13 protein-coding genes are annotated in these 16,269 nt (G+C 70.6%); 12 read left to right on the top strand and 1 reads right to left on the bottom strand.

All coding sequences use genetic code 11. The features are described from left to right. Positions 1–38: 38 nt before the first annotated feature. The 10 genes from B0675_RS03515 (at position 39) to B0675_RS03470 (ending at position 13,256) form a co-directional block, all read left to right on the top strand. Entirely contained in the window at positions 39–1,574 is a 1,536-nt protein-coding gene (locus B0675_RS03515) for a folylpolyglutamate synthase/dihydrofolate synthase family protein (protein WP_081217260.1), read from the top strand. A 5-nt stretch (positions 1,575–1,579) separates the two neighbouring features. After that, positions 1,580–1,987, top strand: coding sequence for a DUF4233 domain-containing protein (locus tag B0675_RS03510; RefSeq protein ID WP_081217259.1), 408 nt, complete (start codon positions 1,580–1,582; stop codon positions 1,985–1,987). A 155-nt stretch (positions 1,988–2,142) separates the two neighbouring features. Further along, positions 2,143–2,556 (top strand): nucleoside-diphosphate kinase, encoded by a 414-nt coding sequence (gene ndk / locus B0675_RS03505; RefSeq protein WP_081217258.1) that lies wholly within the window; start codon positions 2,143–2,145, stop codon positions 2,554–2,556. A 383-nt stretch (positions 2,557–2,939) separates the two neighbouring features. After that, on the top strand, positions 2,940–3,959 hold the full coding sequence (locus B0675_RS03500; protein WP_081217257.1) for a rod shape-determining protein: 1,020 nt from the start codon (positions 2,940–2,942) through the stop codon (positions 3,957–3,959). 220 nt (positions 3,960–4,179) lie between these two features. Next, positions 4,180–5,118, top strand: coding sequence for a rod shape-determining protein MreC (gene mreC, locus B0675_RS03495; protein ID WP_081217256.1), 939 nt, complete (start codon positions 4,180–4,182; stop codon positions 5,116–5,118). An 18-nt stretch (positions 5,119–5,136) separates the two neighbouring features. Further along, positions 5,137–5,808, top strand: coding sequence for a rod shape-determining protein MreD (mreD, locus tag B0675_RS03490; RefSeq protein WP_081217255.1), 672 nt, complete (start codon positions 5,137–5,139; stop codon positions 5,806–5,808). Positions 5,809–5,948: 140 nt separating this feature from the next. Further along, positions 5,949–8,213, top strand: coding sequence for a penicillin-binding protein 2 (gene mrdA, locus B0675_RS03485; RefSeq protein WP_081217254.1), 2,265 nt, complete (start codon positions 5,949–5,951; stop codon positions 8,211–8,213). A gap of 34 nt (positions 8,214–8,247) precedes the next feature. Continuing rightward, positions 8,248–9,444, top strand: a complete 1,197-nt coding sequence (gene rodA, locus B0675_RS03480; protein WP_081217253.1) for a rod shape-determining protein RodA — start codon at positions 8,248–8,250, stop codon at positions 9,442–9,444. A gap of 158 nt (positions 9,445–9,602) precedes the next feature. After that, complete coding sequence (locus B0675_RS03475; RefSeq protein ID WP_081217252.1) at positions 9,603–11,195, top strand: CYTH and CHAD domain-containing protein; 1,593 nt, start codon at positions 9,603–9,605, stop codon at positions 11,193–11,195. A gap of 96 nt (positions 11,196–11,291) precedes the next feature. Then, on the top strand, positions 11,292–13,256 hold the full coding sequence (locus B0675_RS03470) for a TIGR03960 family B12-binding radical SAM protein (RefSeq protein ID WP_081217251.1): 1,965 nt from the start codon (positions 11,292–11,294) through the stop codon (positions 13,254–13,256). Positions 13,257–13,330: 74 nt separating this feature from the next. Here B0675_RS03470 and B0675_RS03465 read toward each other — a convergent pair whose 3' ends face one another. Continuing rightward, complete coding sequence (locus B0675_RS03465; protein WP_081217250.1) at positions 13,331–14,020, bottom strand: DUF899 family protein; 690 nt, start codon at positions 14,018–14,020, stop codon at positions 13,331–13,333. A 162-nt stretch (positions 14,021–14,182) separates the two neighbouring features. Between B0675_RS03465 and B0675_RS03460 the strand changes: the two genes are divergently transcribed. After that, positions 14,183–15,391: a hypothetical protein gene (locus B0675_RS03460; RefSeq protein ID WP_081217249.1), complete on the top strand. Its 1,209-nt coding sequence runs from the start codon at positions 14,183–14,185 to the stop codon at positions 15,389–15,391. Between the two features lie 48 nt (positions 15,392–15,439). Continuing rightward, complete coding sequence (locus tag B0675_RS03455) at positions 15,440–16,228, top strand: TIGR03936 family radical SAM-associated protein (protein WP_081217248.1); 789 nt, start codon at positions 15,440–15,442, stop codon at positions 16,226–16,228. Positions 16,229–16,269 lie beyond the last annotated feature (41 nt).

Genomic DNA, 16,269 nt, shown 5'->3' with positions numbered 1-16,269 from the left:
GACGTCCGCACCCCCCGCCCCCTCCGTAGACTGGCCCCGTGAGCGACCTCCCCCCGCACGACAGCAGCGCGCCCGACGACCCGGAGCGTGATCCGCTCGGTCTCTTCGAGGAGATCGTCGAGGCCGAGACCGACCGTGACCCCGACCTCGCGGTGATCGCGGCGGGCAGCCGCACCCTGCGTACCCAGGGCCACGACGGCCGGCAGGCCGACGTACCCGCGCGCCCCGCCGACCCCGAGGTCGACAAGGCGCTGCGCGAGGTCGAGGCGGAGCTGGCCGGCCGCTGGGGCGAGACCAAGCTGGAGCCCTCCGTCGACCGGATCGCCGCGCTGATGGACGTCCTCGGCGATCCGCAGCGCGCGTACCCCTCGATCCACATCACGGGCACGAACGGCAAGACGTCCACGGCCCGCATGATCGAGGCGCTCCTGAGCTCCTTCGACCTGCGCACCGGGCGCTACACCAGCCCGCACGTCCAGTCGGTCACCGAGCGGATCAGCCTGGACGGGGCGCCGATCTCCGCCGAGCGGTTCATCGAGACGTACCAGGACATCAAGCCGTACATCGAGATGGTCGACGGGCAGCAGGAGTACCGGCTGTCGTTCTTCGAGGTGCTGACCGGCATGGCCTACGCGGCCTTCGCCGACGCGCCCGTGGACGTCGCCGTCGTCGAGGTCGGCATGGGCGGCAGCTGGGACGCCACGAACGTGATCGACGGTGATGTCGCCGTCGTGACCCCCATCGACCTCGACCACACCGACCGTCTCGGCGAAACACCGGGCGAGATCGCCGTCGAGAAGGCCGGGATCGTCAAGCAGGACTCCACCGTGATCCTGGCCCAGCAGCCGGTCGACGCGGCCCAGGTGCTGCTGAAGAAGGCCGTCGAGGTCAACGCGACCGTCGCCCGCGAGGGCCTGGAGTTCGGCGTCGTCGCCCGCCACGTCGCGGTCGGCGGACAGCTCCTGACGCTGCGCGGTCTCGGCGGCGAGTACGAGGAGGTGTTCCTGCCGCTGCACGGCGCCTACCAGGCGCACAACGCGGCGGTGGCGCTGGCCGCCGTCGAGGCGTTCTTCGGCGTCGGCGCGGCGCACGCCGAGCGGCTGGACATCGACACCGTGCGCAAGGCGTTCGCCTCCGTCACCTCGCCGGGCCGGCTGGAGATCGTGCGCCGGTCGCCGACCGTGGTGCTCGACGCGGCGCACAACCCGGCCGGCGCCCGGGCCACCGCCGAGGCGGTGAGCGAGGTGTTCGACTTCAGCCGCCTCATCGGGGTGGTCGGCGCGAGCGGCGACAAGAACGTGCGGGAACTGCTGGAGGCCTTCGAGCCGATCTTCGCCGAGGTCGTCGTCACACAGAACTCCAGCCACCGCGCGATGGACGCGGACGAGCTGGCCGGGATCGCCGTCGAGGTCTTCGGCGACGACCGGGTGCAGGTCGAGCCGCGGCTCGACGACGCGCTGGAGGCCGCGATCACGCTCGCCGAGGAAGAGGGCGAGTACGCGGGCGGCGGCGTGCTGGTCACCGGATCCGTCATCACGGTCGGCGAGGCCCGGCTGCTCCTCGGGAGGGGCTGACTGTCGTGCGCGTGCTCTGTGCTTCCACGCTGATCGGCGAGTTCTTCGTCATCGGCTTCGCCGGTCTCGTCGCCATGAAGGAACCCGATCTGGCCACGGCCACGGTCTGGACGGTCTGCGGTGTCCTGATGCTGCTGAGCGTGCTGCTGTGCGGCATGATCACCCGGCCGGGCGGTGTCCAGCTCGGCTGGGCGCTGCAGATCCTGCTGATCGGGGGCGGTTTCTTCGTCCCGTCGATGTTCGTCCTCGGCGCGATCTTCGCCGCCCTGTGGTGGGCGTCCGTCCACTACGGGCGGAAGATCGACGAGGCGAAGGCGCGGTTCGCCGCCCAGGCCGCGTCGGAGGGGGAGGGCACCGCCCCGGAGCGGCCCCGGTCCCAGCCGCAGGCAGAAGCGGGCGGTACGCCGGCGTAGGTCAGCCGGGAGCGGGCTGTGGCGCGCGGGCCCGGGTCGTTCGTGCGACGGGAGGGCGGGTGCGCGCCGGTATCACCTGACGCTGCGTGACAGCGCCCCCGACACGCCCTGTAGCCTCGGTGACCCGCACATTTGTGACCTGAAGGAGCCACCCCGTGAGCCAGCGCACCCTCGTCCTTCTCAAGCCCGACGCCGTCCGTCGCGGCCTGACCGGCGAGATCATCAGCCGTATCGAGCGGAAGGCCGGCTGGCAGATCACCGCGCTGGAGCTGCGGACCCTGGACCAGGACACGCTGGAGCAGCACTACGGCGAGCACAAGGGCAAGCCCTTCTACGAGCCGCTGGTGCAGTTCATGGCCTCCGGTCCGGTCGTGGCGCTCATCGTCGAGGGCGAGCGGGTCATCGAGGGCGTGCGCGCCCTCGCCGGTCCCACCGACCCGATCGCCGCCGCCCCCGGTTCCATCCGCGGTGACTTCGGTGTGATCGTCCGCGAGAACCTGATCCACGCCTCGGACTCCGAGGAGTCCGCCGACCGCGAGGTGAAGATCTTCTTCCCCGGCCGCGCCTGAGCGTCGGACCGACATCGCGATCCCGCCTCGGGGCGGTGTCCGCGACCGCCCGATGGACCTTCCGAGTGCGGCGCGCGGCAAATTTTCGAGAATTTTTCTGAGGGGGCGTCAGCCGCTCTCCGCCTGCCTGACCTGGGGCGGCCGTGAAAAATACGGCCGTCCCGTGGCATATGCGTGCCGATCGGGGGAACGCGTGCCTCCGATGGCCCGTCTCCAGAAGCGAGGCGGCTCATCATCTGCTGACAATGGCGAAGACCCTCGCGCAGTGTTCGGGCAGGCGCGTCTACGATGGAAGCCTTCACGTCACTGCACCCACCTCGCCGTCCTAAAAAGCCGTCAAAGCTCCACTTGGGAAGGCCAGACGAATCCTGATGGGGAACTCAATGTCGTTCATCGGCCGTGACATGGCTGTCGACCTCGGGACCGCCAACACGCTGGTGTACGTCAGGGGTCGCGGGATCGTACTCAACGAGCCGTCCGTCGTCGCGATCAACACCAACACCGGTGGCATCCTCGCGGTCGGCGCCGAAGCGAAGAAGATGATCGGGCGGACGCCCGGCAACATCGTTGCCGTACGCCCGCTGAAGGACGGTGTGATCGCCGACTTCGAGATCACCGAGCGCATGCTCCGCTACTTCATCCTGAAGATCCACAAGCGGCGCTACCTCGCCCGTCCCCGTGTCGTCGTCTGTGTGCCCTCCGGCATCACAGGCGTCGAGCGCCGTGCCGTCATCGAGGCGTCGTCCCAGGCCGGGGCCCGCCAGGTGCACATCATCGAGGAGCCCATGGCCGCGGCCATCGGTTCCGGCCTGCCGGTCCACGAGGCCACGGGCAACATGGTGGTGGACATCGGCGGCGGCACCACGGAGGTCGCGGTCATCTCGCTCGGCGGCATCGTCACCGCCCAGTCCATCCGCGTCGCGGGCGACGAGTTGGACAACGCGATCATCCAGCACATCAAGAAGGAGTACAGCCTCCTTCTCGGTGAGCGGACGGCCGAGCAGATCAAGATCACGATCGGTTCGGCGTACGACCTCGACACTGACGAGCACACCGAAATCCGCGGCCGGGACCTCGTGTCCGGACTGCCCAAGACGGTCGTCATCTCCGCGGCGGAGGTCCGCAAGGCGATCGAGGAGCCGGTCAACGCCATCGTCGACGCCGTGAAGACGACGCTCGACAAGTGCCCGCCCGAGCTCTCCGGTGACGTGATGGACCGCGGAATCGTTCTGACCGGCGGCGGAGCCCTGCTGCGCGGTCTCGACGAGCGGCTCCGCCGCGAGACCGGCATGCCGATCCACATCGCCGAGGACCCCCTCGACAGCGTGGCGCTCGGCTCCGGAAAGTGCGTCGAGGAGTTCGAGGCGCTCCAGCAGGTTCTGGACGCGCAGCCCCGCCGATGACGTAACGCTTCGATTCCGCCGTACGAGATGATCTCTTCTCGTACGGCGGATCATTGGTGTGGAGGCATAAACTCCTGCGACATAGAGACATAACCTCTCCCATAACAGTCACCCCGTCCTCCACTCCATCACCCCAGCCTCATCGCACCCACGGGCCGGCTTCTCGCCCGGGGTGCGCCCCTGTTGACCCATTTCGACGAGGAAGGCACGGCCGCCGCACGTGAGGGACACACGAGAGAGCCGGCTGCTCCTGGTGCTGCTGATCGCCATCGCGTTCGCACTGATCACGGTGGACATCCGCGGCGGGCAGGACTCACCGGTCGACGGTGCCCGACAGGCCGCCGCGACGGTCTTCGGCCCGATCGAGAACGGGGTGTCGTCCGCGGTCGACCCCGTCGGCAACGCCGTCGCCGCGGTCCGCGACTCGGGCGACCGCCACGACCGCGTCGCCCAACTGGAGCACGACAACGCGGCGTTGAAGGCGAAGCTCGGCAGCGACGACCGCAACCGCAGCCGCCTCAAGCAGCTCGACAAGATGATCAAGGTGGCGGGCGAGGGCCAGTACGGGATCAAGGGCGCCGAGGTGATCGCCATAGGAGCGGCCCAGGGCTTCTCCTGGACCGTCACCATCGACGTCGGCGCCCACGACGGCATCAAGCGCGACATGACCGTCCTGAACGGCGACGGACTCGTCGGCCGCGTCACCACCGTCGGCCCGGACACCGCCACGGTGCTGCTCGCCAACGACCCCGACTTCACCGTCGGCACGCGCATGGAGTCGACCGACGAACTCGGCTTCGCCTCGGGTCAGGGCGACAGCCCGCTGCGCGTCGAACTCCTCAACGCCAAGGCGAAGATCAAGAAGGGCGACCGGCTGATCACCTTCGGCTCGCAGGCCGACAAGCCGTTCGTCCCCGGCGTGCCCGTCGGCACCGTCTCCCGGGTCGACCCCTCCGGCGGCGACCTGACCCGCACGGTCTACGTCAAGCCGTTCGTCTCGTTCACCAAGCTCGACATCCTCGGGGTCGTCGTGACCGCCCCGAAGAGCGACCCGCGTGACGCCGTGCTGCCCCCGAAACCGAAACCCACGCCCACACCGACGGTGACCGTCACGGTCACCCCCTCGGCGAACGCCCCCGTCGACGGCCAGCAGCAGTAGCAGGAGGAGCCGAATCCCATGCGTTTCAACAGGATGCTGCTCTCCGTCACCCTGGTGGTCGTCGCCCTGGTGATCCAGGTGAGCGTTCTTGCCCGTCTCCATCTCCCGGGCGCCGTCCCGGACCTGGTGCTCCTGACCGTGATCGCCCTCGCCATGGTCTACGGCCACGTCGGCGGCGCGCTCATCGGCTTCGGCGCCGGTCTGCTCTCCGACGTCGTCCCGCCCGCCGACCACGCCGCCGGGCGCTACGCCCTGGTCCTGTGCGTCATCGGCTACTGCGCCGGCCTGGTCAAGCCGGAGAACGGCCGGCTCAAGTCGGCCACCGGCCCGATGGCCGTGGTCGTCGTCGCCGCGATCGGATCCACCCTGCTCTACGCGGGAGTCGGCGCCCTCGTCGGCGACACCGCCGCCCGCCACGTCGGGCTGACCAGCCTGCTGTTCACCGCGGCCCTCTACGACCTGCTGCTCGCGCCGTTCGTCGTCCCCGTGGTGATGGCCCTCGCCCGGCGCGCCGAGAACGACCCGCTCGCCGACGGCGGTTCGGCCGGCACGGCCGGCGACGTCTCGACGGGCTGGCTGTCCTCCGGCACCGGGCTGCGCATCGGAAGCCAGCGCAGCGGACTGCGCGTGAAGGCCGCCAAGGCGCGGGTCGCCCGCGCGGGACGCATCAAGGGGGTGAAGCGCCTGTGAGGACACCGAGGAGATCCGTCCGGCTGTCGTCCCAAGCGCCGCACGACTCACGGAACTTGGCCGGCCGCGGCCTCGCCGCGCACAGGTTCGCCGTGTACTCGTATGTCACGTACACACACTGAGAGGGGGAGGCACAAGCAGTGACCAACATCCCGGAGACCGGCCGGACCCCACGGGTCCAGATCCGGCTCGTCGTCATCCAGATTCTCGTACTCTCCCTCCTCGGCACCCTGGGCGGCCGCCTCTGGTACCTCCAGATCCGCAACGGCGACGAATACGCCAAGGAAGCCTCCGGCAACCACGTCCAGCAGGTCGTCCAGCCCGCCGTCCGCGGCTCGATCCTCGACGCGCGCGGCGTGCCGATCGCCGACAACGAGACCCGGCTCGTGGTCTCCGCCTCGCGCACCGACCTGCTGAAGATGCGGGACGACGGCCGCGCCGTCCTCACCAAGCTCGCCGGCGTCCTCGGCCTCAAGCCCAAGGACGTCATCGAGAAGGTCCGGCTGTGCGACGCCAAGACGCCGCAGCCCTGCTGGAACGGCTCGCCCTACCAGCCCATCCCGATCACCGACGAGGCCACCGCCAAGCAGGCCCTCCAGATCCGCGAGCGCTCCGAGGACTTCCCCGGCATCAGCGCCGAACCCGAGGCCGTGCGTCGCTACGCCGCCCCCGGGCAGGCCAACACCGCCCAGGTGCTCGGCTACCTCTCGCCCGTCACCGACGACGAGATCACCAAGGCCAAGGACACCGACTCCCCGTACCTGCGCTCCGACCAGGTCGGACGGTCGGGCCTGGAGCGCGAGTACGACAAGGAACTGCGCGGCAAGGCCGGCGTCACCCGCTACGAGGTCGACAACCTCGGCCGTGTCATCGGCCAGGCCAAGAGCGACAAGGCCGAGCCCGGCGAGAACCTCGTCACCAGCATCGACTCCCGGGTCCAGCGGGTCGCTGAGTACGAGCTGAACGACGCGATGAAGGTCGCCCGCACCCAGTTCGACAAGATCACCGGCGAGAACTACAAGGCCGACTCCGGTGCCGTCGTGGTGATGGAGGCCAAGACCGGCCGCGTCGTCGCCATGGCGTCCAACCCGTCGTACGACCCGAACGCCTGGGTCGGCGGCATCTCGGGCAAGGACTACACCGCCCTCACCGGCAAGAAGTCCAACTACCCCCTGCTGAACCGGGCCATCCAGGGCCAGTCCGCGCCCGGCTCGACGTTCAAGGTGATCTCCACGGCCGCCGCCGTCGAGGCCGGATACGCCTTCGACGGGCACTACCCGTGCACGAGTTCCTACTCGGTCGGCAACCAGGTCTTCAAGAACTTCGAGGGCGAGAGCTTCGGCCCCATCTCCCTCGGCCGCGCCCTCGAGGTCTCCTGCGACACCGTCTTCTACGGCCTCTCCGACAACGAGTGGAAGAGGGACGGGGGCATCAACCCGAAGAAGACCCCCAAGGACTACTTCTACAAGGCCGCCCACCAGTTCGGTCTCGGCAAGGAGACCGGCATCGACCTCCCCAACGAGGTCACCGGCCGCGTCCCCGACCGCAAGTGGAAGGCGGACTACTGGAAGGCCAACAAGGCCGTCTGGTGCAAGACCGGCAAGAAGGGCGGCACGTACGTCCAGCAGATCGCGTACGAGAACTGCCTCGAAGGCAACCGGATGCGCGAGGGCGACTCGATCAACTACTCCATCGGTCAGGGTGACACCCTCGTCACCCCGATCCAGGAGGCGGCCATCTACTCCGCGGTCTCCAACGGCGGCACGCTGTACGCCCCGACCATCGGCAAGGCCCTCGTCAGCCCCGACGGCAAGACCGTCCGAGAGATCAAGCCGAAGAAGAACGGCAAACTGCCGGTCGACCAGGCGACGCTGAGGGGGATAAACGATGCCTTCGCGGGCGTCGTCACCCGCGGTACCGCCGCCTGGAAGTTCGGCGGCTGGCCCCAGGACAAGATCCCGCTGCACGCCAAGACCGGTACCGCCGAGGTCTACGGCAAGCAGACGACGTCCTGGCTCGCCACGTACTCCAAGGACTACACGATCATCATGACGATCTCCCAGGCCGGTACGGGCTCGGGAGCGTCCGGTGAGGCCGTGCGCAAGATCTACAACGCGCTCTACGGCGTCTCGGCGGACGGCGCGATCGACAAGAAGAAGGCCCTCCTGGCCACCCCGCAGAAGAGCCTGCCGAAGATCGAGAGCGACGGCTCGATCGACTCCCCGGAGGTCTCCAAGGACCCGGTCAAGGACCTGAAGGCCAACGACGCCCTCCGGGACGGGACCACGGACCCGGGCCAGGACCTCCCCGCGGGCACCACACCCTCACCGACCGCCGCGAACCGTGACACCCGCAGGCGCTCTGCCCGCCGGGGGAAGCCGCGGGGGAAGCAGGTCCTGACATGACCACCGCGGCGACCAACGGCTTGAGGATCCTGACATGACCGGAGCCAACAACTTCTCCGTCTCCGGGTACGGACCCGAGCGCGCGGGCTGGACACGCCTGTTCGCCCGCGACTCGCTCGCCCGCCGGCTCGACTGGCCGATACTGTTCTCGGCCGTCGCGCTCTCCCTGATCGGCGCGGCCCTCGTCTACTCGGCGACCCGCAACCGCACCGAGATCAACCAGGGCGACCCGTACTTCTTCCTCATCCGCCATCTGATGAACACGGGCATCGGCATCGGCCTGATGATCGGCACGATCTGGCTCGGCCACCGCACCCTGCGCACGGCCGTGCCGATCCTGTACGGCCTCTCGGTCTTCATGATCCTGCTGGTGCTGACCCCGCTCGGCGCGACGATCAACGGCCAGCGCAACTGGCTCGTCGCCGGCGGCCTGTCGCTCCAGCCCGCCGAGTTCATCAAGATCACGATCATCCTCGGTATGGCGATGCTGCTGGCCACGCGGGTCGACGCGGGCGACAAGCAGTACCCCGACCACCGCACGGTGCTCCAGGCGCTGGGCCTGGCGGCCGTACCGATGATGATCGTGCTGCTCATGCCCGACCTCGGCACGATCATGGTCGCGGTCATCATCGTGCTCGGCGTCCTGCTGTCCTCCGGAGCCTCCAACCGCTGGGTGTTCGGCCTGATCGGCGCGGGTGCCCTCGGTGCGATCGCCGTCTGGCAGCTCAAGATCCTCGATGAGTACCAGATCAACCGCTTCGCCGCCTTCGCCAACCCCGACCTCGACCCGGCCGGCGTCGGCTACAACACCAACCAGGCCCGCATCGCCATCGGTTCCGGCGGCCTCTTCGGCACCGGCCTCGGCCAGGGCTCGCAGACGACCGGCCAGTTCGTGCCCGAGCAGCAGACCGACTTCGTCTTCACCGTCGCCGGCGAGGAACTCGGCTTCGTCGGCGCGGGCCTGATCCTGGTCCTCCTCGGCGTGGTCCTGTGGCGCGCCTGCCGCATCGCCCGCGAGACGACCGAGCTGTACGGCACGATCGTCGCCGCCGGCATCATCGCCTGGTTCGCCTTCCAGGCCTTCGAGAACATCGGCATGACGCTCGGCATCATGCCGGTCGCCGGTCTGCCCCTGCCCTTCGTGTCCTACGGCGGATCCTCCATGTTCGCCGTCTGGGTCGCGGTGGGGCTGCTGCAGTCGATCAGAGTGCAGCGGCCGATGTCGGCATAGGCGCCCCGGGCGGCCGGGGCGACCGCGGGACCGTGAGGTCCGGCCGCACCCGGGCCGCCCGGCCGCACCCGCCAGGACGTCGAGCGGGGGCGGCAAGCCGGCCAGGAGAGGCTGATCGGGTACTGCCCAGGGCCCCGCATCGCGTCTAGATTCGGTTCATGGCGGACACGAAACGCGAGATAGAGCGCAAGTACGAGGGTCCCGCAACCGAGAGCGGCGACGACGGCCTCCCGGACCTCGGCGGCGTCCCGGGAGTCGCCGCCGTCGTGGACCGGGGCGTCACCGAACTCGACGCCACCTACTACGACACCCGCGACCAGCGCCTCGCCGCCGCCTCCCTCACCCTGCGCCGCCGCACCGGGGGAGCCGACGCCGGCTGGCACCTCAAACTCCCCGTCTCCGACGGCGTACGCGACGAGATCCGCGCACCCCTCTCCGACACGGTGCCCCGCGCCCTGTCCGGCCTGGTCCGCTCCCGGGTGCGCGACACCGAACTCGTCCCCCTCGTCCGCCTGTTGTCCGCCCGCGACGTCCGCCACCTCGTCGACGGCTCCGGCGCCCTGCTCGCCGAGGTCAGCCTCGACCGGGTCCGCGCGGAGCGCCTCGACGGAGGCGGGGGCACCGCCACCTGGACCGAGATCGAGGTGGAACTCGCCGACGGCGGCGACCCCGCCTTCCTCGACAAGGTCGAGAAGAGACTCCGCAAAGCCGGCCTGCACCGCTCCGCCGCACCCTCCAAACTCGCCAAGGCGCTGGCGGAGACCGGTGAACGGGCCGGCCGGCGAGGCCACGAGCAGGCGGGGAAGGGCGGGCACCCGTCGAAACCCGGCCTCGTAACGGACCCCGCCTCCGGGACGGACCCCGCCTCCGGGACGGACCCCGTCACCGCGGGCGACCACGTCCTCGCCCACCTCCGCGCCCAGCGCGACGCCATCGTCGAACTCGACCCCGACGTCCGCCGCGACGTCCCCGACTCCGTGCACAGCATGCGCGTCGCCACCCGTCGCCTGCGCGGCACCTTCGGCTCGTACGCGAAGATCCTCGACCCCGCCGTCACCGGGCCGATCGGCGACGAGCTGAAATGGCTCGCCGGCGAACTCGGCGTCGACCGCGACCGGGAGGTCCTCACCGAGCGGCTCACCCAGGCCCTCGGCGACCTGCCGCGCGCCCTGGTCGTCGGCCCCGTCCGCGCCCGGCTGCGCACCTGGGCGCACGCCCGCCACGGCGGCTCCCGGCGCCGCCTCCTCGCTGTCCTCGACGGCAGGCGCTACCTGGCACTCCTGAGCGCCCTCGACGCCCTCGTGACCGACCCGCCGCTGCTCCGGGCCGCCGCCGGAGAGCCCGAAAGGGTCATCGGCAAAGCGGTCCGCAAGGACTTCGTGAAGGTCTCCGACCTCGTCGCCCAGGCGCTCGACGGGGAGCCCGGCACCGACCGCGACCTCGCCCTGCACGAGGCCCGCAAGAAGGCCAAGCGCACCCGCTACGCCGCCGAGACCGCCCTCCCCGCGCTGGGCGCTCCGGCCGCCGGCCTCACCAAGGCCATGAAGGGGCTCCAGGGGCTCCTCGGCGACCACCAGGACAGCGTGATGACCCGCGAGGCCCTGCGGGAACTGGCGGCCCTGGCACACGCGGCGGGAGAGAGCTCGTTCACCTACGGGCTGCTGTACGGCCGCGAGGAACAGCGTGCCGCGGCGGTCGAGGCGGCGCTGCCGGAGGCCTGGCGGGCGACGCTGGAGCAGGCGTCCGTCTGACGGCCACCGCCCGGGGGAGGACGACCGTGGGCGGAGGGGCCTCCCGTCCGCGTTACGCTGGATGGTCACCCCTGTCGGCTCACGAAGGTTCGCGAGATGTCTGCCGAAACCGCTGTGTCGGTCTTCCCACAGCTCGAAGCCCTGCTCCCGCATGTGCAGAAGCCCATTCAGTACGTCGGCGGAGAACTCAACTCCACGGTGAAACCGTGGGAGGAGTGCGACGTCCGCTGGGCGCTCATGTACCCCGACGCGTACGAGGTCGGCCTGCCCAACCAGGGCGTCATGATCCTCTACGAGGTGCTGAACGAACGCGAGGGCGTCCTCGCCGAGCGCACCTACAGCGTCTGGCCCGACCTGGAGGAGCTGATGCGCGAGCACCGGGTCCCCCAGTTCACCGTGGACAGCCACCGCCCGGTGAAGGCCTTCGACGTGTTCGGCCTGTCCTTCTCCACGGAGCTGGGCTACACGAACATGCTGACCGCCCTCGACCTGGCCGGCATCCCGCTGGAGTCGAAGGACCGCACCCTCGACGACCCGATCGTGCTGGCCGGCGGGCACGCCGCGTTCAACCCCGAGCCGATCGCCGACTTCATCGACGCGGCGGTCATCGGCGACGGCGAGCAGGCCGTGCTCGACATGACGGAGATCATCCGCACCTGGAAGGCCGAGGGCCGCCCGGGAGGCCGCGAGGAGGTCCTCTTCCGCCTCGCGAGGACGGGCAACGTCTACATCCCGGCCTTCTACGACGTCGAGTACCTCCCCGACGGCCGGATCGCCCGCGTGGTCCCGAACAAGTCGGGCGTCCCGTGGCGCGTCTCCAAGCACACGGTGATGGACCTCGACGAGTGGCCCTACCCCAAGCAGCCCCTGGTCCCCCTCGCGGAGACCGTCCACGAGCGCATGTCGGTGGAGATCTTCCGCGGCTGCACCCGCGGCTGCCGCTTCTGCCAGGCCGGCATGATCACCCGCCCGGTGCGCGAGCGGTCCATCACCGGTATCGGCGAGATGGTGGAGAAGGGCCTGAAGGCGACCGGCTTCGAGGAGGTCGGCCTGCTCTCCCTGTCCTCCGCCGACCACTCGGAGATCGGCGACATCGCCAAGGGCCTCGCGGACCGGTACGAGGAGGACAAGATCGGTCTCTCCCTGCCCTCCACCCGCGTGGACGCCTTCAACGTCGACCTGGCGAACGAGCTGACCCGCAACGGCCGTCGCTCGGGCCTGACCTTCGCTCCTGAGGGCGGCTCCGAGCGCATGCGCAAGGTCATCAACAAGATGGTCTCGGAGGAGGACCTCATCCGGACCGTCTCCACCGCGTACGGCAACGGCTGGCGCCAGGTGAAGCTGTACTTCATGTGCGGCCTGCCGACCGAGACGGACGAGGACGTCCTGCAGATCGCCGACATGGCGATGAACGTGATCGCCGAGGGCCGCAAGGTCTCCGGCCAGAACGACATCCGCTGCACCGTGTCGATCGGCGGCTTCGTCCCCAAGCCCCACACCCCCTTCCAGTGGGCGCCGCAGCTCTCCGCCGAGGACACGGACGCCCGCCTCACGAAGCTCCGCGACAAGATCCGCGGCGACAAGAAGTACGGCCGCTCGATCGGCTTCCGCTACCACGACGGCAAGCCCGGAATCGTCGAGGGCCTGCTGTCCCGCGGCGACCGCCGCATCGGCTCCGTCATCCGCGCCGTCTACGAGGACGGCGGCCGCTTCGACGGCTGGCGCGAGCACTTCTCGTACGAGCGCTGGATGCGCTGCGCCGACAAGACGCTTCCCGACTTCGGCGTGGACCTCGACTGGTACACGACCCGCGAGCGCTCCTACGAGGAGGTCCTGCCCTGGGACCACCTGGACTCCGGTCTCGACAAGGACTGGCTCTGGGAGGACTGGCAGGACTCCCTCGACGAGACCGAGGTCGACGACTGCCGCTGGACCCCCTGCTTCGACTGCGGCGTGTGCCCGCAGATGGACACGAGCATCCAGATCGGCCCGACCGGCAAGAAGCTGCTGCCGCTGACCGTCAAGAACGCGGCGCCGGCGGCCGGCGGGCACGCGCACTGAGGGCAGGTGCGACGCGGAACCGAACGAGGCGCCCCCTTCCCGACGGAAGGGGGCGCCTCGCCGTGCGGCCGTCCTCAGGCGTGGCCCGTCCCCGGGCCGTACGCCGCCGCGATGTCCTTCGACGCGGCCCAGCGGCTGTAGGTGGGGGACTGGGGCCAGCCCTCGGGGGAGTCCTGCCACTCCTCCTGGCGGCCGTACGGCAGGAGGTCGATGAGCGCGAAGGTGTGGCTCAGCTGCTCGGTGCCGCGGCCTTCGGTGTGCCAGGTGCGGTAGACGGTGTCGCCGTCGCGCAGGAACACGTTGACGGCGAAGCCGCCGCCGGGCGGGGCGCCGACATCCGTCCCGAACGGGCTGCCGGCCGTCGAATACCACGGCATCCGGTTGCCGACCCGCTCCTTGTAGGCGAGCGCCTCGTCGACGGGGCCCTGGGTGACGACCACGAAACGGGCGTCGTACTGGTCGAGGAACTCCAGGCGGGTGTACTGCGAGGTGAACCCCGTGCAGCCGGGGCACTGCCACTCCTGCCCGGCGAACCACATGTGGTTGTAGACGATCAGCTGCCGCTTGCCCTCGAAGACGTCCGCGAGCCGGACGGGGCCTTCGGCGCCCTCCAGCGTGTACTCCGGCATCTCGACCATCGGCAGCCGGCGGCGCTCGGCGGCGACGGCGTCGAGCTCCCGCGTCGCGGCCTTCTCCCGCGCCCGCAGGGCCTCCAGCCGGTTCTCCCAGGTCGCGCTGTCGACGACGGGTGGTAGTGCGCTCATGGTCCCCTCACAGAACTCGTACGCGACGTTCCCTTGTGCAGAGGCAGACTGCGCGAGGGCCGGGAACTCATCGGCCGCGTACGGCCGACGCCCGCCCGCACCACGGGGACGCGGTCGCCCGTGCGTCGCATCCATCGGGGTGGTCGCTGCGTCTAGGCAGGTATGGATCTGGAAAAACCGTCCGCCGGGCCGGTCGGGCCGGTCGGGCCGCCCGGGGCGGGAGCCGAGGGCTGTCTCGCCGTGGCGATCCGCGTACCCGTGCGGATCGTCGTGCTCGTGCTCGTCGTGCCGGTGCGCATGCTGTGGGACGCGTGCGTCGTGGGCGGGAGGCTCCTCCGGGACACCGTGCTGCGCCCGCTGGGGCGGGTCGTCGGCTGGGTGGCGCGGGCCCTGCTCGTCTGGCCGTGGGTGGCCCTGTGGCGCTACCTCGTCGTGCCGCTCGGCACGGCCCTGGCCTGGCTGGGGCGGGTGCTGCTCGTGGTGCCGGCGGTGTGGCTGTACCGCGCGGTCCTGACCCCGCTCGGCCACGCGCTCGTCTGGTGCGCCGGTGGCGTCGGGTCGGTGCTGGGCTGGATGTACGCGCGGGTGCTCACGCCCGTGGGACATGCCGTCGCCGCGCTGCTCAGAGGCATCGGGCTCGTCCTCGGTGCCGTCGGCGGCGCTCTGTGGGCCGTGGCCGCCTGGCTGGCGCGGTACCTGGTGGTCGTGCCGGCCGCCTGGCTCCACAGGTGGGTGCTCACGCCCGTGGCGAGGGCTGTCGTCCTGCTGCTCACCGGGCTCGTGTGGGTCGTACGGATGACGCTGCTCGGCATCGGCGCCGTTCTCTACTGGACGGCGCGCGTCCTGCTGGTGCTGCCCGCGCTCGCGCTGTGGCGCTGGGTGCTCGTCCCGGTCGGCCGGGCGCTCGCCGTCGTCGGACGGGAGGTCGGCGAGGCCCTCGGGCACGCGTGGCGGGTCGCCGGACACCTCTCGCTCGCCGTCGGACGGTTCCTCGGTCGGCTCCTGACGTGGATCCTCGTGGATCCGGCCCGCTGGGCCTACCGGACCGTGCTGACGCCGGTCGGGCACACCGTCCGCGACCTGGTGCTCAAACCCGCCGCCGAGGCGGCACGCAGCGCGGGGAGGGCGGCACGGCAGGCCCTGGCCGCCGCGCGCGACGGGGCGCGCCAGGCCCGCGCCGACTTCCGTCGGCTGCTCTTCGGCCCACCGGGGGAGCCACAGCTGGCCGGGGCGCCGGAATCACGGCCCGCGCCACCGCCGGAGCCACGGGCCGGCGCCGCCCGGGAGCCGGACCCGCTCGGTCCGAGGGAACCAGTCGTCGGCGGTACACGTACTCTAGGTAGCAGTACGACCGCACTCACGAAGGACTGAACGACACTGGGCAAGCGACAGCCCGAAGGCCCGCCTCCCGCTCCCGCGGTGCAGCGCGTCCGACTGCGCTACACCAAGCGCGGCCGCCTTCGGTTCACCAGCCACCGTGACTTCCAGCGCGCCTTCGAGCGTGCCCTGCGCCGTGCCGCCGTCCCGATGGCGTACTCGGCCGGGTTCACGCCCCATCCCAAGGTGTCGTACGCCAATGCCGCACCCACCGGCACGGGCAGCGAGGCGGAGTACCTGGAGATCGCGCTCACCGAGGCGCGCGACCCGGGGAGGCTGCGCGAGCTCCTCGACGAGTCGATGCCCTCGGGCCTCGACATCATCGAGGCGGTGGAGGCCCGCACCTCGGGGCTCGCCGACCGGCTCACGGCTTCCGTCTGGGAGCTGCGGCTCGACGGCGTGGAACCGGCCGGGGCGGAGCGCGCGGTGGCGGCGTTCATGGCCGCCGAGACCGTCGAGGTCAGCCGCAAGACCAAGAATGGCGTACGGACGTTCGATGCCCGGAGCGCCGTGGCGGGTCTTGAGACGGTCCCGGGGACGCACGGTCCCCAGGCTGATAGGCCGAGCGACCAGGCCTGTGCGATACTGCGGCTGGTTGTTCGGCACGTGACGCCTGCCGTTCGACCCGACGACGTCCTGTCCGGTCTTCGCGCCGTGGCCGACCTGGCGCCGCCGGTCGCCGCAGCGGTGACCAGGCTGGCGCAGGGGCTGTTCGATGAAGAGACCGGCACGGTGACCGACCCGCTCGCGCCCGACCGCGAGGCAGTCGCAGCCGCCCCAGCCGATCGCACAGGGGCCGCCGAAACTGCCGCCGCGAAGGCGTCGGCGTAGGGAAGTCCCGCGTAAGGACGCACGTCGTAGCGCCGCCCTCG

The sequence above is a fragment of the Streptomyces sp. M41(2017) genome, from assembly GCF_002078175.1.
Lineage (GTDB): Bacteria > Actinomycetota > Actinomycetes > Streptomycetales > Streptomycetaceae > Streptomyces.
Note: the sequence above shows the minus strand (reverse complement) of the source record. Positions and strands in the feature narration are given on the sequence as shown.